This window comes from Streptomyces sp. NPDC088733 (assembly GCF_044751185.1).
Taxonomy (GTDB): domain Bacteria; phylum Actinomycetota; class Actinomycetes; order Streptomycetales; family Streptomycetaceae; genus Actinacidiphila.
Genome location: NZ_JBIVLH010000005.1, coordinates 357,154 through 378,060, shown reverse-complemented (window position 1 = coordinate 378,060; position 20,907 = coordinate 357,154). Strand labels below are relative to the sequence as shown.

23 protein-coding genes are annotated in these 20,907 nt (G+C 73.8%); 9 read left to right on the top strand and 14 right to left on the bottom strand.

Annotated features, from left to right (window positions below; genetic code table 11):
- Positions 1-8: 8 nt before the first annotated feature.
- The 3 genes from ACIP64_RS12525 to ACIP64_RS12515 are packed head-to-tail and all read right to left on the bottom strand — an operon-like array spanning position 9 to position 2,616.
- Positions 9-1,052 carry a zinc-dependent alcohol dehydrogenase family protein gene (locus tag ACIP64_RS12525; protein WP_401584642.1) on the bottom strand — a complete coding sequence of 348 codons (1,044 nt, stop codon included), beginning with the start codon at positions 1,050-1,052 and terminating at the stop codon, positions 9-11.
- Positions 1,037-1,750: a lysoplasmalogenase family protein gene (locus ACIP64_RS12520; RefSeq protein WP_401584639.1), complete on the bottom strand. Its 714-nt coding sequence runs from the start codon at positions 1,748-1,750 to the stop codon at positions 1,037-1,039. Before ACIP64_RS12520 ends, ACIP64_RS12525 begins: the two co-directional genes overlap by 16 nt.
- Positions 1,751-1,767: 17 nt before the next feature.
- The gene (locus ACIP64_RS12515; protein ID WP_401584637.1) at positions 1,768-2,616 is read right to left on the bottom strand and encodes a sterol desaturase family protein; all 849 of its coding nucleotides are present in this window, start codon (positions 2,614-2,616) and stop codon (positions 1,768-1,770) included.
- A gap of 341 nt (positions 2,617-2,957) precedes the next feature.
- Between ACIP64_RS12515 and ACIP64_RS12510 the strand changes: the two genes are divergently transcribed.
- From ACIP64_RS12510 to ACIP64_RS12490, 5 genes are all read left to right on the top strand, one after another.
- Positions 2,958-3,944 carry a DEDDh family exonuclease gene (locus ACIP64_RS12510; RefSeq protein ID WP_401584634.1) on the top strand — a complete coding sequence of 329 codons (987 nt, stop codon included), beginning with the start codon at positions 2,958-2,960 and terminating at the stop codon, positions 3,942-3,944.
- A 90-nt stretch (positions 3,945-4,034) separates the two neighbouring features.
- Positions 4,035-4,289 (top strand): hypothetical protein, encoded by a 255-nt coding sequence (locus ACIP64_RS12505; RefSeq protein ID WP_401584631.1) that lies wholly within the window; start codon positions 4,035-4,037, stop codon positions 4,287-4,289.
- Positions 4,290-4,379: 90 nt separating this feature from the next.
- Positions 4,380-5,261: an SURF1 family protein gene (locus ACIP64_RS12500; RefSeq protein WP_401584629.1), complete on the top strand. Its 882-nt coding sequence runs from the start codon at positions 4,380-4,382 to the stop codon at positions 5,259-5,261.
- A gap of 45 nt (positions 5,262-5,306) precedes the next feature.
- Positions 5,307-7,121, top strand: a complete 1,815-nt coding sequence (locus ACIP64_RS12495) for a glycoside hydrolase family 15 protein (RefSeq protein WP_401584626.1) — start codon at positions 5,307-5,309, stop codon at positions 7,119-7,121.
- Positions 7,106-7,867, top strand: coding sequence for an SDR family oxidoreductase (locus tag ACIP64_RS12490; RefSeq protein ID WP_401584623.1), 762 nt, complete (start codon positions 7,106-7,108; stop codon positions 7,865-7,867). Before ACIP64_RS12495 ends, ACIP64_RS12490 begins: the two co-directional genes overlap by 16 nt.
- 17 nt (positions 7,868-7,884) lie before the next feature.
- Here ACIP64_RS12490 and ACIP64_RS12485 read toward each other — a convergent pair whose 3' ends face one another.
- From ACIP64_RS12485 to ACIP64_RS12465, 5 genes are read right to left on the bottom strand one after another with little or no spacing between them, the layout of a single operon-like run.
- Positions 7,885-8,463: an alkaline shock response membrane anchor protein AmaP gene (locus tag ACIP64_RS12485; protein WP_401584621.1), complete on the bottom strand. Its 579-nt coding sequence runs from the start codon at positions 8,461-8,463 to the stop codon at positions 7,885-7,887.
- Positions 8,460-9,053, bottom strand: a complete 594-nt coding sequence (locus tag ACIP64_RS12480) for a DUF6286 domain-containing protein (RefSeq protein ID WP_401584618.1) — start codon at positions 9,051-9,053, stop codon at positions 8,460-8,462. The genes ACIP64_RS12485 and ACIP64_RS12480 overlap by 4 nt, the downstream gene beginning before the upstream one ends.
- Positions 9,050-9,439: an Asp23/Gls24 family envelope stress response protein gene (locus tag ACIP64_RS12475; RefSeq protein ID WP_401584615.1), complete on the bottom strand. Its 390-nt coding sequence runs from the start codon at positions 9,437-9,439 to the stop codon at positions 9,050-9,052. Before ACIP64_RS12475 ends, ACIP64_RS12480 begins: the two co-directional genes overlap by 4 nt.
- A gap of 9 nt (positions 9,440-9,448) precedes the next feature.
- On the bottom strand, positions 9,449-9,631 hold the full coding sequence (locus ACIP64_RS12470; protein WP_319661257.1) for a hypothetical protein: 183 nt from the start codon (positions 9,629-9,631) through the stop codon (positions 9,449-9,451).
- Between the two features lie 40 nt (positions 9,632-9,671).
- On the bottom strand, positions 9,672-10,160 hold the full coding sequence (locus ACIP64_RS12465) for an Asp23/Gls24 family envelope stress response protein (RefSeq protein ID WP_360912352.1): 489 nt from the start codon (positions 10,158-10,160) through the stop codon (positions 9,672-9,674).
- Between the two features lie 158 nt (positions 10,161-10,318).
- Between ACIP64_RS12465 and ACIP64_RS12460 the strand changes: the two genes are divergently transcribed.
- Entirely contained in the window at positions 10,319-11,044 is a 726-nt protein-coding gene (locus ACIP64_RS12460) for a nucleopolyhedrovirus P10 family protein (protein WP_401584612.1), read from the top strand.
- A gap of 13 nt (positions 11,045-11,057) precedes the next feature.
- On the opposite strand, the gene ACIP64_RS12455 is transcribed toward ACIP64_RS12460, so the two are convergent.
- The 3 genes from ACIP64_RS12455 to ACIP64_RS12445 all read right to left on the bottom strand — a co-directional run bounded on the left by ACIP64_RS12455 (position 11,058) and on the right by ACIP64_RS12445 (position 14,222).
- The gene (locus ACIP64_RS12455; protein ID WP_401584609.1) at positions 11,058-11,849 is read right to left on the bottom strand and encodes an enoyl-CoA hydratase/isomerase family protein; all 792 of its coding nucleotides are present in this window, start codon (positions 11,847-11,849) and stop codon (positions 11,058-11,060) included.
- A gap of 130 nt (positions 11,850-11,979) precedes the next feature.
- Positions 11,980-12,201, bottom strand: coding sequence for a helix-turn-helix domain-containing protein (locus tag ACIP64_RS12450; RefSeq protein WP_018560612.1), 222 nt, complete (start codon positions 12,199-12,201; stop codon positions 11,980-11,982).
- Between the two features lie 422 nt (positions 12,202-12,623).
- Complete coding sequence (locus tag ACIP64_RS12445; RefSeq protein ID WP_401584606.1) at positions 12,624-14,222, bottom strand: ABC-F family ATP-binding cassette domain-containing protein; 1,599 nt, start codon at positions 14,220-14,222, stop codon at positions 12,624-12,626.
- 242 nt (positions 14,223-14,464) lie between these two features.
- On the opposite strand from ACIP64_RS12445, the gene ACIP64_RS12440 reads away from it, so the two are divergent.
- Positions 14,465-15,361 carry a neutral zinc metallopeptidase gene (locus ACIP64_RS12440; RefSeq protein ID WP_401584603.1) on the top strand — a complete coding sequence of 299 codons (897 nt, stop codon included), beginning with the start codon at positions 14,465-14,467 and terminating at the stop codon, positions 15,359-15,361.
- Positions 15,362-15,485: 124 nt separating this feature from the next.
- Complete coding sequence (locus ACIP64_RS12435; protein ID WP_401584600.1) at positions 15,486-15,902, top strand: VOC family protein; 417 nt, start codon at positions 15,486-15,488, stop codon at positions 15,900-15,902.
- A gap of 25 nt (positions 15,903-15,927) precedes the next feature.
- Here the strand turns inward: ACIP64_RS12435 and ACIP64_RS12430 are convergent, their stop codons facing one another.
- From ACIP64_RS12430 to ACIP64_RS12420, 3 genes are all read right to left on the bottom strand, one after another.
- Entirely contained in the window at positions 15,928-17,307 is a 1,380-nt protein-coding gene (locus ACIP64_RS12430; protein WP_401584597.1) for a hypothetical protein, read from the bottom strand.
- 125 nt (positions 17,308-17,432) lie between these two features.
- Positions 17,433-18,545 carry an alpha/beta hydrolase family protein gene (locus ACIP64_RS12425; protein ID WP_401584594.1) on the bottom strand — a complete coding sequence of 371 codons (1,113 nt, stop codon included), beginning with the start codon at positions 18,543-18,545 and terminating at the stop codon, positions 17,433-17,435.
- A gap of 58 nt (positions 18,546-18,603) precedes the next feature.
- Positions 18,604-19,299, bottom strand: a complete 696-nt coding sequence (locus ACIP64_RS12420; protein ID WP_401584592.1) for a class II aldolase/adducin family protein — start codon at positions 19,297-19,299, stop codon at positions 18,604-18,606.
- A gap of 115 nt (positions 19,300-19,414) precedes the next feature.
- Here ACIP64_RS12420 and ACIP64_RS12415 point away from each other — a divergent pair, with 115 nt between their 5' ends.
- The gene (locus ACIP64_RS12415) at positions 19,415-20,806 is read left to right on the top strand and encodes an NAD(P)/FAD-dependent oxidoreductase (RefSeq protein ID WP_401584590.1); all 1,392 of its coding nucleotides are present in this window, start codon (positions 19,415-19,417) and stop codon (positions 20,804-20,806) included.
- The last annotated feature ends 101 nt before the right edge of the window (positions 20,807-20,907 follow it).

Sequence of the window (20,907 nt, the reverse complement as noted above, 5' to 3'; positions counted from 1 at the left end):
CACCGCTCTCAGACCCTCACCAGGGTCTTGAGGGCGGTGCGCTCGTCCATCGCCTTGTAGCCGCCGGGGACACCGTCCAGACCGACCGTCAGGTCGAAGACGGCGGACGGGTCCACAGTGCCGTCCAGCACGTCCGGCAGCAGCTCGGGGATGTAGGTGCGCACAGGGGCGACGCCGCCGTGCAGGGCGATGTTGCGGTCGAACATGTCGCTCAGGTCCAGGCCGGTGCCGCTGCCGTGGGGGACGCCGACATAGCCGATGGCACCGCCGTCGCGCGTGACGGCGACCGCGGTGCGCATGGACTGCTCGGTGCCGACGGCCTCGATCACCGCGTGGGCGCCCTGGCCGCCGGTCAGTTCGCGGACCGCGGCGACCGCCGCCTCGCCGCGCTCGGCCACCACGTCGGTGGCCCCGAAGGAGCGGGCGATGGCGGTGCGCGCCTCGTGCCGGCCGAGGGCGATGATGCGCTCGGCGCCGAGCCGCCGCGCGGCCAGCACGCCGCACAGGCCCACCGCGCCGTCGCCGACGACCGCGACAGTGGAGCCGGGCCGGACCCCCGCGCCGACCGCCGCGTGGTGACCGGTGCCCAGCACGTCGGAGAGGGTCAGCAGGGCGGTCAGCAGCCGCTCGTCGGACAGCGCCTCGGCGGGCAGCCGCACCAAGGTGGCGTCCGCGAACGGCACGCGCACGGCCTCGCCCTGGCCGCCGTCGGAGCCGACCTCGCCCCAGAAGCCGCCCTCGGTGCACGAGGTGGTGAGGCCGTCGGCGCAGTACGCGCAGACGCCGTCGGACCAGACGAACGGGGACACCACCAGGTCGCCGCGCTTCAGCCCCGACACGTCGGAACCGGTCTCCTCCACCACGCCGAGGAACTCGTGCCCGATGCGCTGCCCCGGCTGCCGCGACGCGACGCCGCGGTAGGCCCACAGGTCGCTGCCGCAGATGCAGGCCAGCACCACGCGCACGACGGCGTCCGTGGGCTGCCGGACGACCGGGTCGGGCACCTCCTCCACGCGGATGTCGTGGGGGGCGTGGATCACGGTGGCGCGCATACGGAAGCCGTCCTGGCTGTGCGGAGGAGTGGGGACGTACCACCGTACAGTCCGGCCGCGAGGAGGAACTGCGCCGCGAGGTACGTGAGCATGATCCAGAATCCGGCGGCGGGCGGCTGCGGGAGCCCGGCCAGCCGGGTCGCGATGAGGGTGTCCGAGAGCAGGAACAGCGCGCCGCCGGCCGCCGCGGCCGGGGTGCCGAGTGCCGCACCGCCGGCCGCGACCGCCGTCAGCAGCAGGCTGTAGACGGCGACCGGGACCCGCAGGGCGGGCGGCAGCCCGGACCACAGCACGGTGATCGCGGCAAGCCACACCAAGGTGTACCCGGCCGCCGCCCAGCGGGTCCGGGCGGGGACGGAGAACGCCCCGCGCCGCGCGAGAAGTGTGAGATAGCAGACGTGGCCGGCCGCGAAGCAGCCCATGCCCGCGAGGAACGCCGTGTCCCCGCCGAACTGCAGGAGCATGTCGCCGGCCCAGCCCAGCAGCAGCGCGGCGACCAGTACGCGGGGGCCGCCCCGCAGCGCCGCCCAGGCCGCCAGCGCGGGCATCAGCAGCGCCTTGGTGACGTCCTCCACGACGCCCGCCCCCTGTGACGGCAACGCCGTCGCCACCAGGTGGACGGCGCAGACGGCGGCGAACACCACGAGGGCCGCGCGGGCGGCACGAGGTGCACGACGGGAGGAGTCCCCAGCTTGCACGGCTCCCTGGTGCGCGCTCACGCCGCCGGGCCCTCGGGCCGGGGCGACCAGCCGGGGCCGCGCAGCAGGTGGCCGGCCCGGTCGCGCCAGGTGCGCGCGGAGGCGACATCGCGGGCAATGGCGGCGTACTCGTGGGTGGCCACGCGCAGCGGGTTGAAGGTGGCGATGTTCTTCGTCAGGCCGTACACCGGCCGTTCGGCCTCGGCGGCGAAGGACCCGAAGAGCCGGTCCCAGAGGATCAGGATGCCGCCGAAGTTGCGGTCGAGGTAGCCGCCCTGCGAGGCGTGGTGGACCCGGTGGTGGGAGGGGGTGTTGAAGACGAACTCGACGGGGCCCGGCAGCTTCCCGACGCGCTCGGTGTGGATGCCGAACTGGTAGACGAGGTTGAGGGAGGAGCAGAAGGCGAGGGCCGCAGGATGCACACCGCAGGCGATCAGCGGGAGGTAGAACGGCCAGGACGTCAGACTCGTCCACGGCTGGCGCAGCGCGGTGGAGAGGTTGAACTTCCTGCTGGAGTGGTGGATGACGTGGCACGCCCACAGGACGCGGATCACGTGGTGCCCGCGGTGCTGCCAGTAGTAGAAGAAGTCCTGCACCAGGAGCATCAGCGGAATCGTCCACCAGACGACGGGCACGCGGAGCGGGGTCAGGGCGTACACCCCGGTGTAGATCGCGACGATCGGGAACTTCCACAGGAAGTCGAAGAGGAGACTGCCGAGTCCCATCGACAGACTGGTCGCGGTGTCCTTGGCGCCGTACCCGGCGGCGTCCTCGTCCGGGTGGATCCGGTAGCTGATCACCTCCAGGACGGTGAGCAGCACGAATGCGGGTATCGACCACATCACGGCATCGGGCAGTTGCGGCATGGCGGAACCATAGGGCCGCCCGGCGCCCGGCGAACAGATGTCGTTACCCATCAGTATTTTCCCGGGGCGGGCCGCGCTCCGGGCCGCACCTCGACGCGGCTGCCGCCCGCCGGGCCCAACAGGCTTGTCGGGCAGCGGGATCGGACGGGCCCGGTCCTGTTGGGCAGGGGCGGCAGACGCGCCCCCGGGACACCGACCTGACGGCCCGTCAGCCACAGGTGGAGCCGTTACCCGCACCGGCCCCGGCGACCCGTGTCCGGCCCGTCCAGGCGGCATTGACCGGGGCGGAGCCGGACGGGGCCGGTCCGGGGTGTCGGTGGCCGCCCGTATTGTGTTCCACCATGCACGTGTCCCAGCTCCCGCAGCCACCGTGGCCCGAGGCCTACCCCGACGGGTACGCCGTCGTGGACGTCGAGACCACCGGGCTCGGCCGCGACGACCGGATAGTCTCCGCCGCCGTCTACCGGCTGGACGCGCGCGGCGAGGTGCAGGACCACTGGTACTCCCCGGTCAACCCGCAGCGGGACCCGGGCCCGGTGTGGATCCACGGCCTCACCTCCGACATGCTCGCCGACGCGCCCCTGTTCGGCGAGATCGCGGAGGAACTGGCGGCCCGGCTGGCGGGGCGCGTCCTCGTCGCCCACAACGCGGTCTTCGACTGGTCGATGCTGTCCCGGGAGTTCGCCCGCGCCCGGACGGTCGCGCCGGTGGAGCACCGGCTGTGCACCATTGTGCTGTCCAAGGAGCTGGGCCTGCCGCTGCCCAACCACAAACTGGGGTCGCTGGCCGCGCACTACGGCGTCGTGCAGCAGCGCGCCCACCACGCCCTGGACGACGCCCGCGTCCTGGCCGAGGTCTTCCGCCCCAGCCTCCACCAGGCCGCGGCCGGGGGCCTGCGGCTGCCCCTGCACGCCTGCCGCCCGCTCACGGAGTGGATCGACACCGCCACCGAACCGCGGTCGGTGGCCGCCGGTTACCGCTCGACGTACCGGCCCATGAGCTGGCGGACCAGCCGGAAGCGGCCCGCCTGCCCCTACCCCAATCCCGGACGGTTGGAGCAGGGCGGCCCGCTGGTCCAGGGGATGCGGGTCGCCTTTTCGGGGGACACGAACGTCGACCGCGAACTGCTGGAGGACCGGGCGACCGAGGCCGGGCTGCACGTGGCGTCCGGCGTCAGCCGGCTCACCAGCCTGCTGGTCACCAACGACCCGGGCTCCCTCACCGGCAAGACGGTGCGGGCCCGCCAGCTGGGCACCCCCGTCATCGACGAGCGGCGCTTCGCCGAACTCCTCAAGGACGTGGCGCCGGCACCCGACGTGCACGGCTGAGACGGCCCGCGGCAGCCGTTCGGGTGGTGCCGGGCCGACGCACCCGCCCCCGGTTTGCCGCGCCCCCGCCCCACCCGCACGCTGGGCCTCATGGCCCGATGTGAAGTCTGCGGCAACGACTACGTCATGAGCTTCGAGGTGCATGCCCAGGGGGCCGTGCACGTCTTCGACAGCTTCGAGTGCGCCATCCACCGGATGGCCCCCATCTGCGAGCACTGCCGGGTCCGTATCGTCGGCCACGGCGTCGAGGTGGACGGCCACTGGTACTGCGGCGGGCACTGCGCCAAGGCCGAGGGCCGTACCGGCATCGTCGACCGCGTCGGGTCCGCGGCGTCCGGGAGGTGAACGGCGCGGGGCGGGCCGCCGCCGGGCGGTGACGCCACGGCGTCCGACCCCTGCCGAAAGCGCCCCGCGACCGAGTTGTACGGTCATGGGGTGTACCGCTTCCTGTTGTCCCGCCAGTGGGTGATCCTCACCCTCGTCGGACTGCTGATGATGCCCACCATGGTGCGGCTGGGCTTCTGGCAGTTGCACCGGCACGAGCGCCGGGTGGCGAACAACCACCTGATCTCGGACAACCTCAAGGCGGCCCCCCTCCCCGTGGAGTCGCTGACCGGCCCGGGGGCGGTCGTCCCGAAGAAGGACATCTACCGGACGGTCACCGCGACCGGCCGCTACGACACCGCCCACGAGGTCGTCGCCCGGCAGCGCACGGCCGCCGACGGGGACAGCATCGGGTACCACGTCATCACCCCCCTGGTCATGGCCGACGGCCGCGCGGTGCTGGTCAACCGGGGCTGGATCGCGGCCGGCGGCAACCTCACGAAGTTCCCGAAGGTCCCGGCCGCGCCCTCCGGCGAGGTCACCGTCACCGGACGGCTGCGCCCCGACGAGACCACCGGCGAGACCGGGATCAGGAACAAGGGCGGCCTCCCCGACCGCATGATCATGTTGATCAACAGCGGACTGGTCGCCAAGGACCTGCCGGCCGGCGAGAAGCCGGTCGGCGGCTACATGGAGCTGTCCGCCACTTCGCCGAAGCCCACCGGTCACCAGCCGGAGCTGATCCCCGAACCGGACCACAGCAGCATCGGCATGCACATGGGCTACGCCATCCAGTGGTGGCTGTTCACCGCCATGGTGCCGGTCGGCTGGGTCATCCTGGTGCGCCGCGAGCGCAAGGAGCGGCTCGCGGCGGCGCAGGCCGCCCAAGCGGCGGCGGCAGGCCCCGGGGAGGGCCCGGACGGCGACTCCGCCGGCGGCTCCGCGGACGGGGAGACGCCCGGCCAGGCCGTCGCTGCGGTCGCGGCCCCGTAGGCCGCGGGGCACCCTCTAAGGGGGGCCGAGCGCGGAGGCGGCACCGTGGCGGGACCCATCGAGAACTACGCGGTCATCGGCGACCTGCAGACGGTCGCCCTGATCGGCAGGAACGGCTCAGTCGACTGGCTCTGCCTGCCCCGCTTCGACTCCGGCGCGTGCTTCGCCGCGCTCCTGGGCGGCCACGACAACGGCAACTGGCGCATCGCACCCGCGTCCGCGTCCAGCGACGAGCCCTGCACACGCCGCGCCTACCGGGGCGACACCCTGGTGCTGGAAAGCGTCTGGGAGACCCCTTCCGGCACCGTCAAGGTGATCGACTTCATGCCGCAGCGGGACCGCGCGCCCGATGTGATCCGCATCGTCGAGGGCGTGTCCGGCAGCGTCCCCATGAGCAGTGAGCTGCGGCTGCGCTTCGACTACGGGCACGTCGTGCCCTGGATGCGCCGCAGTGAGGGGCACCGGATCGCCATCGCCGGTCCCGACTCGGTGTGGCTGCGCAGCGAGCCGCTGGTCCGCATGTACGGCAAGGACTTCACGACCCACGCGGACTTCTCCGTCTCCAAGGGCGAGCGGGTCGCCTTCACCCTCACCTGGCACCCCTCGCACGAGCGGCGGCCGCGGGCGATCGATCCCCACGAGGCGCTGCGGCAGAGCGTGCGGGACTGGGAGACCTGGTCGGCCCAGTGCCGTTACGACGGCCCCTGGCGGGACGCCGTACTGCGCTCGCTGATCACGCTCAAGGCGCTGACGTACGCGCCCAGCGGCGGCATCGTCGCGGCGGCCACGACCTCGCTGCCCGAGGAGATCCGGGGCGTGCGCAACTGGGACTACCGCTTCTGCTGGCTGCGCGACGCGACACTGACCCTCAATGTGCTGGTCGCCACCGGCTACCTCAAGGAGGCGTACCGCTGGCGGGACTGGCTGCTGCGGGCGGTCGCCGGCGACCCGGCCGACCTGCAGATCATGTACGGGATCGCGGGCGAGCGGCGGCTGCCCGAGCAGGAGCTGGGGTGGCTGGACGGCTACGAGGCGTCGCTGCCGGTGCGCGTCGGCAACGCCGCCGCGACGCAGTTGCAACTGGACGTCTACGGCGAGGTCCTGGACTCGCTCTTCCTCGCCCGCACCCGCGGCATGCAGGACGAGCCGCACGCCTGGGCGGTGCAGCACTCGCTGATGAACTTCCTGGAGTCGGCCTGGCGCCGGCCCGACGAGGGCCTGTGGGAGGTGCGGGGCGAGCGGCAGCACTTCGTGCACTCCAAGGTGATGGCGTGGGTGGCCGCCGACCGTGCGGTCCGCACGCTGGAGGCCCGGCCGCACCTCTCCGGGGACGCGGCGGCCTGGCGGGCGATGCGCGACGAGGTGCACCGCGAGGTGTGCCGCAAGGGCTTCGACAAGGAGCGCAACACCTTCACGCAGTACTACGGCTCCCGGGAGCTGGACGCGGCGACCCTCCTCATCCCCCAGGTCGGTTTCCTCCCGGTGACCGACCACCGGGTGGTCGGCACCGTCGAGGCGGTGCGCACGGAGCTGGACCACGGCGGCTTCGTCCGCCGCTACACCCTGGAGGACAGCAGCGTGGACGGTCTGCCGGGCGGTGAGGGCGCCTTCCTGGCCTGCTCGTTCTGGCTCGCGGACGCCCTGCACCGCACCGGCCGCCGCGACGAGGCCCGCGAGCTCTTCGAGCGGCTGCTGGGCCTGCGCAACGACGTGGGCCTGCTCGCGGAGGAGTGGGACCCGGTGGAACGGCGCCAACTGGGTAACTTCCCCCAGGCGTTCAGCCACATCGGGCTCGTCAACACGGCACTCACGCTGTCCGGTACGGAAGGGGCACGGCAACCGTCATGGACCTCGGGCTGAGGGATCGGGTGTACATCGTCACCGGTGCCAGCCGCGGGCTGGGCCTCGCGGCCGCTCGCGAACTGGTCGCCGACGGCGCGAAGGTGGTCGTCAGCGGGCGCGGCGAGAAGGCGGTGGCCGGCGCCGTCGCGGAACTGGGCGGTTCCGCCAGCGCCGTCGGGGTCGTCGCCGACAACGCCGACCCCCGGGCGCCGGAGCTGCTGATCATGGCCGCGCGACGGGACTTCGGGCGGCTGGACGGGATGCTGATCAGCGTCGGCGGGCCGCCCGCGGGCACCGCGGACGTCATCGGCGACGACCAGTGGCGCGCGGCGTTCGAGTCGGTCTACCTGGGCGCGGTGCGGCTGGCGCGCGCGGCGGCGGAGGAACTGGGCGAGGGCGGGGTGATCGGCTTCGTGCTCTCCGGGTCCGTGTACGAGCCGATCCCGGGCCTGGCGATCTCCAACGGCCTGCGGCCGGGCCTCGCGGGCCACGCCAAGGACCTCGCCAACCAGTTGGGACCGCGCGGCATCCGCGTCATCGGGCTGCTCCCCGCCCGTGTCGACACCGACCGGGTCCGCGAACTCGACGCCCTCACCGGCGACGCCGAGGCCGCCCGCGCCCGCCTCAGCGAACGCATCGCCCTGCGCCGCTACGGCACCCCCGAGGAGTTCGGCCGCACGGCCGCGTTCCTGATGTCGCCCGCCGCCTCGTACCTGACCGGGCTGATGCTGCCGGTCGACGGGGGCGCGCGCGGCGAGTACTGAGCGCTGCCCCCGGCCCGTCAGGTGACCCGGGTCGCGCGGTGGCTGACGGCGCGCAGCCGCGCCTCGGCGGGCAGCGCGGGCAGTCCGGCCGAGGTGCACGCCCGGCGCAGGACCGCACCGTCGAGTTCGGCCAGCACGCTGCCGGGGACGGCGTGCGGGGCGAGGGCGAGCAGGAGCCGGGCCGTGGGGGCGGTGGGGGTCCCGGCGAGGGTGGCGGCGGCGTGGTCGACGCCCGGCAGTTCGGCGGCGTCGGCGGCGATGACCTCCTCCAGGGCGCGGCCGCGCAGGACCGCCCCGCCCCCGTCGTCGGCGTCCACGGTGAACCGGCGCAGCCGTCGCTCGCGCGGCTGCGCCAGCAGCCACCACAGGGCGCCGAGCACGATCAGCGCCAGGGCGGTCAGGACGGCCGGCCACCACCAGGAGGCGCCGGTGTACCGGGTGCGGTCGCCCGTGGCGAGCAGGACGTCGTGGGGGCCCGTCCAGGGCCGGTCCAGCAGGCCGGTCCCGGCGCACAGCACGAAGGCTCCGCCGAGGAGCAGCACCAGGCCGACGAGGGCGAGCAGGACGCGGTTGACCGTGGAGCGCACCGCGCTCACCCCGTTTCCATGCGGCGTACGTCCAGCGACAGCGCGAGCGGGCGGTACAGCCCCAGTCCGTCGAGGGCCGCGGCGAGGGCCGCCTCCAGGTCGGCCCGCACCTCCGCGGTCTCCCGGAAGGCCACTTCGGCCCGGACGGCGGCCGCCCTGCGGGTCACGGAGACCTGCGCGAAGCGCACCCCCGGCACCTCCACCGCGCGGTCCCTCAGGGCGAGTTCGGCCGCGTGCCGGTCGAGTCCCGCCCGGACGCCGGGCGTTCCCGGGCGCATCGGCAGCACGTCGCGCATCCCGGGCGTCGCGGCGAGCACGATCAGCCACAGCCCCAGCAGGACGGCGGCGGAGCCGGCGGCGAGGATCCACGGGTCACCCACGGGCCGGGCGGCGAGGTCGTCCGCGAGCCATGTGCGCCAGGCCATGGCGGAGCGTCCGGCGCGCACCGCGGCGACGTCGTAGAGCAGCACACCGGCCGGCGCCAGCACCAGGAACGCGGTGACGGCGGCGGGCACGCGGCGCGGGGACCAGAAGCGCCGTGCGCGGGGGGAGGCCGTCACGACGGCCTCGGGTTCCCGCGTCCGCGCGGTGCCGCTCATCGCACCCTCCCCTCCTCGGCCGCGTGCGAGGCCTGCGAGTGCAGGCGTTCCACCTCCACGACCACTCCTTGCACCACGATCCCGGTCAACTCCTCGACGCGTTCTGCGACATGCCGCCGCACCGCACGGCTCACCGCGGCGATGTCGACGGGGTAGCCGAGTTCGACGGACACCCGCACATGCATCCGGTCGCGGTGGACGGTGACGCTCGCCCGCGGGAACGCGCCGCGCGGCACGTGCTCCTGGCCGGGCGCGCCCTTGAGCGTCTCACGGGCGGCCTGCGCGGCGATCTTCGCCGGGACGCGGTCGGCGATCCGCAACGAGCCGCGTTCGGCGGGGGCGAGGAGCGGAACGGCGGACGTCCGCCCCGGCTCCGCGGTGCTCATCGGGCCGCCTCACCGCCGCCGGTCGCGGGTACGGAAGAACTCGCCGGGCTCCAGGTCGCCGTCGAAGTACCGGCCGACCAGGAACCCGACGGCGCCGAGCGCCGCCACCAGCAGGAAGGCGGCGAACCCGCCGAAGTACCCGGCGAAGCCGAGCGCCATCCCGACGATCAGTCCGATCAGGGCCATGCTCATGGTCCGCTCCCTGTCCTGCGGCCGTTGTCCGGCGCCGATGTCACTGGACCCGCTGCTCCTGGTCGTCGTCGTCCGTGTCGTCGGGCAGTTTGACGTCCCCCACGGCGATGTTGACCTCGACGACCTCCAGGCCGGTCATCCGCTCGACGGCGACGATCACGTTCTCCCGCACCGCGTGGGCGACCGACACAATGGACACGCCGTAGTCGACGACGATGTCGAGGTCGAGCGCGGCCTGCACCTCGCCGACCTCCGCACGCACGCCGCGGGTGCCGGACTTGCCGACGGGCACCCGGTCGCGCACCGCGCCGAAGCCGCGCGGGATCCCGGCACCGAGGGCGTGCACACCCTCCACGTCGCGGGCCGCGAGCCCGGCGATCTTCTCCACCACCCCGTCGGCGATCGTGGTCCGGCCGCGGGTCGCGGGGTCGCCGAGGGGCGCCCTGCGGCCGGTCGCCGAAGCGCCCGGGCTGGTGCCCTTCTCCAGGGTCCGGCCCCTGCCCTCGCCCTGTTGCACGGTCTCGGTCATCCCACCTCGTCCCTTCGACCTTCCGATGGCGGGAGCGGTTCGGGCTGCTCCGTGCACCACACTATGTGGGCATGCCCCGTCGCGCCGTGAGGATGCGGCGACCGGGCGAGGACGGCGCGCACGGGCGCACGTCCCGGGGTGGAGGGAGGCGAGGGCCGATGACCGCGGACCGGCTGGCGCGGGCGGTGCGCCGGCAACTCGGGCTCGGCCGGGTCCTGCCGCTGGGGGACGCCGGGGACACGCTGTGGGTCACCGAGAGCGCGGCGACGGCGGTGCTGCGCTCAGCCGCCGCGCGGGTGCCGGGGGTGCGGCTCGGACGGCTGCGCATCGGTGCCGCCGGACCGGAGCAAGCGGCCGCGCCCGCACCGGAGTCGGCGCCCCCGGGCGCGCTGGCCCGGCTGCCGCTGCGGATCGAGGCCGCCTTCGAGGCCACGCCGGACGTGCCCCTGCCCTACTCGGCGCGGCGGTTGCGCGACGCGCTGTGGGAGGCCGCGGAGCACGGCGTCGGGCTGGAACCCGCGGCGGTCGACCTGACCGTCACGGGACTGCTGGACACCGAGGAGCCCCAACCGGCCGGGCAGGACCCGGCGTCGGGAGCCGTTCTCCCTGCCGGGCCCGACGGCACGACGGCCGACGACGCGGCCCCGGGGGACGTCACCACGCGGGCGGCCGCCGCCGCGGTGCCGGGGGTCGCCCGGCTCACCGCACGACTGGGCGGGCACGCCCACCCCGCCAGGGTGCAGATCGCGGTCGGCGCGGGGCACCGCGCACGCGATGTCGCGCGTGCGGTCGCCGCGGCGGTGACGGCCGTGACGGGGGACGTCACCACCGTCGTCGTCACCGACATCGCCCCCGGCGCCGGAGTGCCGGGGGCGCGTCGCTGACCGGGTCGGTCCGCTACTCCCCGACGCCCGCGAGGTCGCGCAGCCGGCGTCCCTGCGCGGCGCGTTCGGCGGTGCGCTGCTCCTCGTACGTACGGCCGGAGGCCTCGCGGAGCAGCGCCTTGGTCTCGATCACGGCGTCGCGGGGCGATGCCAGCAGGGCGGCGGCGAGGTCCTGGACGGTGGCGTCGAGCGCGTCGGCCGCGACGGCGATGTTGGCCAGGCCGGTGCGCACGGCTTCGTCGGCGCCGACGAAGCGACCGGTGGCGCAGATCTCCAGGGCCCGTGCGTAGCCGACGAGTTCGGTCAGCGGCTTGGTGCCGGCCAGGTCGGGGACCAGCCCCAGCGCGGTCTCACGCATGGCGAACTGCACGTCGTCGGCGACGACGCGCAGATCGCACGCGAGAGCCAACTGGAAGCCGGCACCGATCGCATGTCCCTGGACGACGGCGATCGTGACGATGTCATTGCGCCGCCACCAGGTGAACGCCGACTGGTACTCGGCGATCGTGGCATCGAGTTCGCCCCCGGACGCACGGGCGAGATCGATGAACGACGGCTCACCGTCGAATCCCTCGGGCGTGAAGGCCTGCCGGTCGAGTCCGGCGGAGAAGGACACACCCTCCGCGCGGAGCACGACCACCCGCACATTGCCGGGCAGAAGCCGGCCCGCTTCCTCCAGCGCCCGCCACAATGCGGGCGACTGGGCGTTCCGCTTGGCCGGATTGCACAAGGTCACGGTGGCGACACTGTCGTCCGCCGTGAGCCGTACACCGTCACGCTCAAGCAGCACTGCGGGGTCGGACATCGGGCACCTCCGAGCGATCGGCAGATTTGATTACCGAAGAGTAACCACCCGGTCGGTCACTTCCGCGACCGGGTGGCCCTGTCATGTCTCCGGGACCACTGCATATCGCCGTGCCAGGCGCCGACTCCCGTCAGGCCGTGGAAACCTTCTTGCCCCGTGTGGCTCCGCCGCGACCACGCAGGGTCACGCCGGACTCACTGAGCATGCGGTGGACGAAGCCATAGGAGCGGCCGGTTTCCTCGGCCAGCGCCCGGATGCTTGCCCCGCCGTCGTACTTCTTCTTGAGGTCTGCCGCGAGCTTCTCGCGCGCGGCGCCGGTCACCCGGCTGCCCTTCTTCAGAGTCTCGGCCACCCGTGCCTCCTCTAGGGAAGTGCGCTCTGTGACTCTCATGATCACCCCTAGGAGGCTTCCTGGCCACCCATTCGGCAAGGTCCGTGCAACAACATTGGGAGCCTTGTTGACGTGGGAGCCGGGCGCCGTGAGAGGCGAAATCGGGCATTCCGCCGCGCGGTCCGCGCGGCCCTCCCTAACCCGCCCGAGAAAGGGCAGGTCACCAAGGTCGGTAAGGAGTTCGCCCATGTGACGCGGCTGATCGGCGCCGCCGTTCGACGGATCGCACGTGGGCGCGCCGGAGTACGAGCCGGTCTCACACAGATGAAGGATCACCCGTCGGCCGAATGATCCAGCGGATTGATCCACACGGATGATCGGCCGAGGGCCGGCGGTCCCCCGGACGGCGCCCCCGGCGGCCTCCGGGAGCCACCGCCGGCGGGTCAGGCGAGGGACACGAGGTCCACGTAGTCCTTGCCCCACAGGTCCTCGACGCCGTCAGGCAGCAGGATGATCCGCTCCGGCTGGAGCGCCTCCACCGCGCCCTCGTCGTGGGTGACGAGGACGACGGCGCCGGTGAAGGTGCGCAGCGCGCCGAGGATCTCCTCGCGGCTGGCCGGGTCGAGGTTGTTGGTGGGCTCGTCGAGCAGCAGCACATTGGCGCTGGAGACGACGAGGGTGGCGAGCGCGAGACGGGTCTTCTCGCCGCCGGACAGGACGCCCGCGGGCTTGTCGGCGTCGTCGCCGGAGAAGAGGAACGAGCCGAGGATCTTGCGGACGGCGACCAGGTCCATGTCGGGCGCCGCCGAGCGCATGTTCTCCAGCACGGTCCGGTCCGGGTCGAGGGTCTCGTGCTCCTGGGCGTAGTAGCCGAGCTTCAGGCCGTGGCCGGGGATCACCTCGCCCGTGTCCGGCTGCTCGGCGCCCGCCAGCAGCCGCAGCAAGGTGGTCTTGCCGGCGCCGTTGAGGCCGAGGATGACGACCCGCGAGCCCCGGTCGATGGCCAGGTCGACGTCGGTGAAGATCTCCAGGGAGCCGTACGACTTCGACAGGCCGCTGGCCGTGAGCGGGGTCTTGCCGCAGGGCGCGGGGTCCGGGAAGCGCAGCTTGGCGACCTTGTCGGACTGCCGTACCGCCTCCAGGCCGGACAGCAGCTTGTCGGCGCGGCGCGCCATGTTCTGGGCCGCGACCGTCTTGGTCGCCTTGGCGCGCATCTTGTCGGCCTGGGCGTTGAGGGTCGCGGCCTTCTTCTCGGCGTTGGCGCGCTCGCGCTTGCGGCGCTTCTCGTCGGCCTCGCGCTGGGTGAGGTACTGCTTCCAGCCCATGTTGTAGACGTCGATCTGGGAGCGGTTGGCGTCCAGGTAGAAGACCTTGTTGACGACCGTCTCGACCAGGTTGATGTCGTGGGAGATGACGACGAAGCCGCCCCGGTAGGTCTTCAGGAAGTCCCGCAGCCACAGGATCGAGTCGGCGTCCAGGTGGTTGGTCGGCTCGTCCAGCAGCAGGGTGTCGGCGTCCGAGAAGAGGATGCGGGCCAGCTCCACGCGGCGCCGCTGGCCGCCGGAGAGGGTGTGCAGCGGCTGGGCGAGCACCCGGTCGGGCAGGCTCAGGGCGGCGGCGATGGTGGCGGCCTCGGCCTCGGCGGCGTAACCGCCCTTGGTGAGGAACTCCGTCTCCAGGCGCGCGTACTTCTTCATCGCGTTGTCACGGGTGGCGCCCTTGCCGCTCGCCATCCGCTCCTCGTTCTCGCGCATCTTGCGCAGGACGGTGTCCAGTCCGCGGGCGGACAGGATGCGGTCGCGGGCGAGGACGTCCAGGTCTCCCGTGCGCGGGTCCTGCGGCAGGTAGCCGACCTCACCGGCGCGGGTGACCGTGCCGGCGGCGGGCATGCCCTCGCCGGCGAGCACCTTGGTGAGGGTGGTCTTCCCGGCGCCGTTGCGGCCGACCAGGCCGACACGGTCGCCGCGGGCGATGCGGAAGGAGGCGGACTCGATGAGGACGCGGGCTCCGGCGCGCAGCTCGATGCCTGAGGCAGTGATCACGGGAAGGGCTCCTGGGCGTGGCGGACGGCTGTCTGAGTGCCGCGCCAGCGCGTCGTGGGTGGTGGATGGCGGGCGACGTGCGGGCGGAGGGTCGCGGTCGGCGACGGCCGTCTAATGCGCGTGGAGTACTGCCATGCGTCCAGTCTACCGGGGGCACCGCGGTGTCCCGGCAAACGGTTTCCGGCCCCCGGGGCCGGACGGCACCCCTGCGCGGCGCGAGGCCGCGGCGGACAATGAGGGCCATGCAGTTCGACGACGACGCACCGCTCGACCCCTCCGAGGTCGAGGACCGGCGAGGTGGCGGCTCGTCCGGCGGCGGGCGGGGCCGGATGGTGGGCGGCGGCATCGCGGGGCTGATCGTGGTCGTCGTGGGGCTGATCTTCGGCATCAGCCCGGACCAGCTGGGGCTCTCCGACGACCCGCCGGCCCGCACACCGGGAGCCACCTCGGGGCCGGACCTGGCCGCGGGCTGCCGGACGGGGGCGGACGCCAACACCCGGCAGGACTGCCGCATGGTCGCCGTGATCAACAATGTGCAGGACTACTGGACGGCGGAGTTCCGGCGCCGGGGCGCGGTGTACCGGCCCGCGCCGACGGTCTTCTTCGACCAGCCGGTCCGCACGGGCTGCGGTGTCGCCGACCCGTCGTCGGGCCCGTTCTACTGCCCGGAGGACCGCAAGGTCTACCTGGACCTGGACTTCTTCGCCACGCTCAGCCGCCGCTTCGGGGCCGAGGGCGGCCCCTTCGCCGAGAGCTACGTCGTCGCCCACGAGTACGGGCACCACGTGCAGGACCTGGCGGGCACGCTCGCTTCGGCGCAGGACCGCCGCACGGGCGCGAACAGCAGCTCGGTGCGGGTGGAGCTCCAGGCGGACTGCTACGCGGGGGTGTGGGCGCACCACGCCACGACCACGCGCGACGCGACCACCGGCAGCGCGCTGATCACGGGGCTGACCGACACCGACATCCGGCAGGGCCTGGACGCGGCCGCGGCGGTCGGGGACGACGCGATCCAGTCCCGGGTGCAGGGCCGGGTCGACCCGGACTCGTGGACGCACGGCTCCTCGGCGCAGCGGCAGCAGTGGTTCGGCGCGGGGCTGCGCTCGGGGGACCTGAAGGACTGCGACACCTTCCGCTGAACCGGCCCGCCGCGTGGCGGGCCCGGGGGCGGCGCCCGCGCGAGGGCCGTTGTCGTACCCCCCTGCCACACTGAGATCCACGTCACACCGGTGGGACATGTTCCGGAAGGGGAAGGTGATCGTCATGGCTGGCGACGGAGCCGCGCCCGCGATCTGCCCGACGCTGCGCTACAAGGACGCGAGGGCTGCCCTCGCCTTCCTCCAGGACGCCTTCGGCTTCACGCAGGTGGCGGTGCACGAGGGCGGGGACGGCACCGTGCAGCACGCCGAACTCGCCTACGGCAACGGCCTGGTGATGCTGGGGAGCACGCAGTCGGGCAGCGCGTTCAGCCGGGTCGCCGGGCACCTCGGCCCGGTGTCGGTGTACGTGGTGGTCGCCGACGCCGACGCCCATCACGCGCGGGCGGTCGCCGCGGGCGCGCAGATCGTGCTGCCGCTCACCGACCAGGACTACGGGTCGCGCGACTACACCGCCCGCGACCCCGAGGGCAATCTCTGGTCCTTCGGCACCTACGCGCCGCGGATACCGGCCCGGGGATGACCGGACCGGCGCCCGCGCCCGGGTCTCACTCCCCGCCGGTGTGCACCTGGAAGGCGGCCCGGCGCATCGCCTTGGCGAGCGCGGGGTCCGGGTGGGCGGCGGCGAGGGCGACGAGCACCTGGACGGTGCGCGGGTGCCCGGCGACGCGGAGTTCGTCGAGCAGGCGGGACACCGAGCCCTGGAGGGCGGCGTCGAGGTGGCCCACCAGCAGATGGCTCTCGCCGTGGTCGGCGACGGCCGCCGCGGTGTCCACCCACAGCCAGGTGGCCTCCTCGCGGGTGAGCAGGGCCGCGACGTCCTCGGGGTCGGCGCCCTCGTGCTCGGCGAGCCACATGAGGGCGTAGGGGCGCAGCCCCGGCTCGTCCACGACGTGCCGCACGGCGGGCTCGGCCGGGCCGCCGACGACGCGCAGCGCCTCGAAGGCGAGCCCGCGCAGCAGGGCGTCGTCGCCGCGCGCGACGTCCAGGAACTCGGCGACCGCCTGGGCGACCGGGCGGGGGGCGAGCCACGCCTTGTACTCGTCACGGGCCGCGCCCGGGGGCATGCCGATGCACGCCTTGAGCATCTCCTCCGCGGAGTGCTCGAAGTGCCCGGCCGGGCCCTGGGCGGCGACGCAGATCTGCTCCAGCTTGACCCACACCGCCCAGCTGCCGAGCGGGGTGATGGTCACCTCGCCGGGGCGGGCCGGGTCGCGGGGCTCCAGGGCGCCGACGCGGGCCAGCGCGTCGAGCATCCAGTCCAGGAGCGGGGGCAGGTCGTCACGGCCGCCGCCCGCCGGGGGCTCGTGGCGCTCCGCGCGCAGTTCGTCGACGCGCTGGCGCAGCAGGTCGAGCAGGACCGCCACGGCGACCGGCCCGGAGGAGAGATGCAGGAGCGAGAGCAACTGGGGAGCGGCCTCGACGACTTCGGCGACCAGCGCGGGGTCCGCGCCGGCGCACGCCGGATCGAGTGCCGCGGGGTGCGCCAGCGACCAGGCGTCGAAGAGCGCGACCCAGCCGCGCAGCACGGCGGTGTCGTCGCGGTCCCAGGCGCGCAGCCGCCAACCGGGGCGGGCGGCACCGCCCTTGTGGAGTTCGATGAGACCCGCGAGCCGGGCCCGGTCCCAGGCCGCGCGGACCTGATGGGTCGTCAGGTCCAGTGTGGCGACGGCCCGCAGGACATCGGCGTCCCGCAGTATCCCGGCCGTGCCGGGGGCGGCACCGACGGCGGGGTCGGCCCAGTGGGCCAGACGGACCGCGTCGGCGAGTTCGGCACGCGCCCTCCTCGCCAGCTCCGGCAGTGCCGGGATGCCCTCCGGCGGCCGCGGCGGCCGGTTTCTGCGCGTCGCGGCGACACGGTGCGCGGCGGCCAGGGGCCTGCGCGGAACGAGACGCAGCGGAGTGTCTCGCGGGATACGGGACGTCACGGGAGCAGTCTTGCGGGTGAGCGCCCGGAAACCCAAACGAGCGTCCCCCTCCACCACCCGGGGGCGTGCGAATTGCTGGGGTATATCTGCATTTATTCAGTCTCGCAGACGAGAAAAAGAGGAGGCTAGAGGAGGGGTGTGAGGAAGCGGCGGACGGCTTCCTCGTAGGGTTGCGGGTTTGCGTTCCACATCGCCGCGTGCGAGGCGTCGCCGACCGGGTGCAACATGACCAGATCCGGCCGGAGACGCGCCAGTTCGCGGGACGGGCCCCAGGGCGCGAGGGTGTCGCCGGGGCCGTGGAAGATGAGCGTCGGCACGCTCAGCCGGCCGGGCGCGGCGGCCTCGGCGATACGTTCCGCGTGCAGTCCCGTACGGCCCTCGGCGGCGCGCACGCCCAGCGGCAGCAGGACGCGCGGCGTGCCCCGGGCGGCCGCGGCGGCGCGCACCGTGCGCTGCCAGTCCAGCACCGGGGAGTCCAGCACCATCCCGGCCACCAGGGCCCGCAGCGGGGAGTCGCAGGCCGCCCGGAGCGCCATCGTGGCGCCGGCGGACCAGCCGTAGAGCACCAGGCGGCGCGCGCCGTGCCGGACCGCGTACCGCATGGCTGCGTCCAGGTCGCGCCATTCGGAGTCGCCGAGGTGCCCGATGCCGTCGGGGGAGCGCGGCGCCCCCCGGTCGTTGCGGTAGGCCAGGACCAGCGAGGGCAGCCGCAGCGCGTGCAGCGTGGGCAGCACGACCATGGCGTGCTCGCGGGTGGTGCCGAGACCGTGCACCAGGACGACCCAGGTGTCGCGGGCGCCGTCGACGAACCACGCGGGCAGCGGGCCGAGTTCACCGGGGATCTCGACGTCGCGGTAGGCCAGGTCGAGCGCCGAGGCGGGATCGCCGTCGTACACCTGCGGGGTGAGCCGGACCCGCTGCCCCGCGGTCAGGGCGCCCTGCCCGACGCGCAGCAGGCGCCGGGTCACCGAGCCGGGGGCGGTGGACAGCACGTCGCCGACGGCGGCGTGCACGTCGCGGCCGGTGATCCCGTGGATGCCGGGCCGGGTGGCGCCGAGGGTCCTGGTGAGGGTGACCTCGCGGTCGGTCGCCGAGTGCACGGTCAGCGACTCCGGGTCGGGGCCGTCGGTGCGCGGCTTCAGGGCAAGCTCCGACACATGCCGTCCGGCCGCCACCGCGGCCGCACCGGCACCGAACGCTGTCGTGGCGGCCAGGGCCGCGGCGGTCGTGAGGCGCATCCGTTCCAGTGTCGGGGCGGGCGCGCGGGGCGGCCAGTGCTGGGCGCCGTCCGGGGAGCTACTCCGGGCCGTCCCCGGTACCGGACGGCTCGTCGTCGGCGCCGGGCTGCCCGTACTGGCGCAGCTTCTCGGCGACCCGGGCGAGTTCCCTCTTCGACAGCAGGGAGGGCGAGAAGCCGGCGACGGAGCGGGCGGCGAGCCAGACCTGGCACATCCACTCCAGTTGCGCGGTGCGGTCGTAGGCCTGTTCCAGGTCGTCGCCGTAGACGATGGTGCCGTGGTTGCGCAGCAGGCAGCCGGTGCGGTCGCGCAGCGCGCGCAGCACGTGGGCGGCCAGTTCCTCGCTGCCGTAGGTGGCGTAGTCGGCGACGCGGATGCGCCCGCCGAGCGCGGCGGCCATGTAGTGGATGGCGGGCAGTTCGTACAGCAGGGTGGAGACGGCGGTGGCGTGCACGGCATGGGTGTGGACGACGGCGCCGGCGTCGGTGTTCCGGTAGATCGCCAGATGCATGGAGAGTTCGCTGGTCGGCCGCAGCGTGCCGAGCACCTGCCGGCCGGCGAGGTCGACGCCGACGGTGTCGTCGGGGCCGAGCCGGTGGTACGGCACCCCGCTGGGGGTGACGAGGACGAGGTCGGGGGCCACCCGGACCGACACATTGCCGGACGTACCGACCACCAGCCCGTCGGCGACCGAGCGCAGTGCCGTGTCCACGAGCTCCGACCAGGCCTTGCCCACCGCGTCCTGCACCGACATCCGTGCCACCTCCGGGCGCTGATCCTGACAGGTTGGGCGTTGCCGCACGTTCCCGGGGCACAGTAGCGTCCCGGCACACCTCGGTCCGATCACCCTTACGAATTGCAGGGGCACCATGACCACCGTCAACGGCGGCATCTCCTTCTGGTACGCGAAGTCCGGCCTCCCCTTGCCGCGCGAGCCGCTGCCGGGCGACACGACCGCCGACGTGTGCGTCGTCGGCGGCGGCTACACCGGCCTGTGGACCGCGTACTACCTGAAGAAGGCCGTGCCCTTCCTGCGGATCGTCGTCCTGGAGCAGCGCTTCTGCGGCTACGGCGCCTCCGGCCGCAACGGCGGCTGGCTCTACAACGGCATCGCCGGCCGCGACCGCTACGCCGCCCTGCACGGACGGGACTCCGCGATCGCGCTGCAGCGGGCGATGAACGAGACCGTGGACGAGGTGATCCGGGTCGCGGCGGAGGAGGGCATCGACGCCGACATCCACAAGGGCGGCGTCCTGGAGGTCGCCCACTCCCCCGCCCAACTCGCCCGCCTGCACGCCTTCCACGAGGCGGAGGTGGCCTTCGGGGAGAAGGACCGGCTGCTGCTGGGCGCCGCCGAGTCCGCCCGGCGGGTGCGGGTCGCGGGCACGGCGGGCGGCACATGGACGCCGCACGGCGCCCGCGTCCATCCGGCGAAGCTGGTGCAGGGCCTGGCGCGGGCGGTGGAGGCGCTCGGCGTGGTGATCCACGAGTCGACGCCGGTGACGGAGATCAGGCCCAAGCACGCGCTGACACCGTACGGGAGCGTGCGCGCCCCCTATGTGCTGCGCTGCACGGAGGGTTTCACGGCGGCGATCAAGGGCCACAAGCGGTCCTGGCTGCCGATGAACTCCTCGATGGTCGTGACCGAGCCGCTGCCCGCCGAGGTGTGGGACACCATCGGCTGGGAGGGCCGCGAGACGCTGGGCGACATGGCGCACGCCTACATGTACGCGCAGCGCACGGCGGACGACCGGATCGCCCTCGGCGGACGGGGCGTGCCGTACCGCTTCGGCTCGCGCACCGACAACGACGGGCGCACCCGGCCGGAGACGGTCGAGGCGCTGCGCGAGATCCTGGTGCGCTTCTTCCCGGCCGCGGGTCGCGCCGCGATCGACCACGCGTGGTCGGGCGTGCTGGGCGTGCCGCGCGACTGGTGCGCGACGGTGGAACTGGACCGTTCGACGGGGCTCGGCTGGGCGGGCGGCTACGTCGGCAGCGGCGTGGCCACGGCGAACCTGGCGGCGCGCACCCTGCGGGACCTGGTGCAGCTCGACTCCGGGCAGGGGCACGGCACCGAGCTGACGGGCCTGCCGTGGGTGCACCACCGCGTCCGCCGCTGGGAACCCGAACCGCTGCGCTGGATCGGCGTGCACGGCCTGTACGCGGCGTACCGCGCCGCCGACCGCCGCGAGCAGTCCGGCCGCAGCGCCGGGACGGACGCACTGGCCCGGGCGGCCGACCGGATCTCCGGGCGCCACTAACGGCCCGCCCCCCGAAGAGCAGCACCCCCAGGATTCCCATCGTTAACTTTCCGTTCACCCAGACTCCGTACGGTCGCCACCGCCACTGACGGATCAAACGA